Origin of the sequence: Caballeronia sp. GAWG2-1, from assembly GCF_023631405.1 — a bacterium.
In the GTDB taxonomy this organism is placed as follows: Bacteria; Pseudomonadota; Gammaproteobacteria; order Burkholderiales; family Burkholderiaceae; genus Caballeronia.
The window spans coordinates 1-1,533 of sequence record NZ_JALQDD010000010.1; the positions used below are offsets into that span (position 1 = coordinate 1).

Genomic DNA, 1,533 nt, shown 5'->3' on the forward strand with positions numbered 1-1,533 from the left:
CCGCCTAAGCTTACCCCGCGCCGATGCTTCGGCGCAGGAGACCGCGATGGCTGCAACGGACACGATTACCATGTCGATGCGCGAGTTGGACCGATTCAAAGTGATTCAGTCAGTGGTCGACGGACTGCTCAAACCGTGGCGGGCCGCCGAGCGACTTGGACTGAGTACACGACAGGTGCGGCGTCTCAGTGCGCGGTTACGCGAACAAGGCGCGCCGGGCCTGGTTTCCGGCAAGCGCGGTCAAACGGGCAATCATCGTGTCGACGCGGGCTTGGCGGTCCGGGCCGTGGCCATCGTCAAAGAGCGCTATAGCGATTTTGGCCCGACGCTTGCCTGCGAGAAGCTGCGCGAGTGTCATGACATTCGGCTGGCCAAGGAAACCGTTCGGCGGCTCATGATCGGCGCCGGACTCTGGACGCCACGTCGACAGCGTCCTCCAAGGATCCATCAGCCGCGCAACCGTCGCTCGTGCTATGGCGAGCTGATCCAGATCGATGGCAGCGATCATCGCTGGTTCGAAGATCGCGCGCCGGCGTGCACGCTGCTGGTGTTCATCGACGATGCCACCAGCCGTCTGATGACCCTGCACTTCACGGCCACCGAATCGACCTTCAGTTATTTCGAGGCAACGCGCCGCTACATCGAGCAGCACGGCAAGCCCTTGGCGCTGTATAGCGATAAAGCCAGTGTGTTCTCGCTCAACCGGGGCTCGCGCAAGGCTGACAAGGGGGTCACGCAGTTTGGCCGGGCCTTGTACGAGCTCAACGTCGAGACCCTGTGCGCCAACAGCAGTCAGGCGAAGGGGCGCGTGGAGCGTGCCAACTTGACCTTGCATGATCGGCTCGTCAAGGAATTGCGGCTGCGCGAGATCGACACGTGGGAGGCCGCGAATGCTTATGCGCCCCACTTCATCGCCGACTTCAACGACCGTTTCGGCAAGCGCGCGAAGAGCGACTTTGACGCGCATCGTCCGGTGCGTGCCGACGAGGATCTCGATTCGATTCTGACGGCACGCGAATCTCGTTGCGTCTCGGCCTCGCTGACGGTGCAATACGATCGCGTGATGTACCTGCTTGAAGATTCGCCGGCGACGCGCGCCTTGATCCATCGCTATCTCGATGTGTACGAGTACCCGGACGGGCGCATCGAGATTTGGGCGAATGGCGCGGCGTTGCCCTGTCGACGTTATGATCGCCTGTCCCATGTCGACCAGGGCGCTGAGGTCGACAACAAGCGTCTTGGACACGTCCTTGCGCTGTCGAGGCAGGTGCAGATGGAGCGCGACAATCGCCCTATCAAGTCAGCGCCCTCACGCACCAATCGGGGCGAAGAGGTGCGCCCGAAGATGCGCGCCAACAACACGCGCAAGCAACGCGAACTCAAGCAGATCGACCTGAACGCGATGATGCTCAGAAGTGCCGAAATGCGGGCAGCCTCGGTGGGGAAACTGTCTTCTTTGGAAGCAGGAACCGACCCCAAACCGGACATTTCAATTTAGCCGGATATCGGACATTTCAAATTGGCCTCGACATG

The 1,533-nt window shown here is 61.3% G+C and carries 1 protein-coding gene; it reads left to right on the plus strand.

The genetic code is table 11. The features are described 5' to 3' along the window. The first annotated feature begins 70 nt into the window (after positions 1–70). Entirely contained in the window at positions 71–1,498 is a 1,428-nt protein-coding gene (locus tag NCR98_RS07325; protein WP_502799730.1) for an ISNCY family transposase, read from the plus strand. The last annotated feature ends 35 nt before the right edge of the window (positions 1,499–1,533 follow it).

Bases quoted from the DNA above. Each gene is read 5' to 3' on its own strand.
- NCR98_RS07325 (WP_502799730.1), top strand. From the start codon at position 71: ATGTCGATGCGCGAGTTGGACCGATTCAAAGTGATTCAGTCAGTGGTC.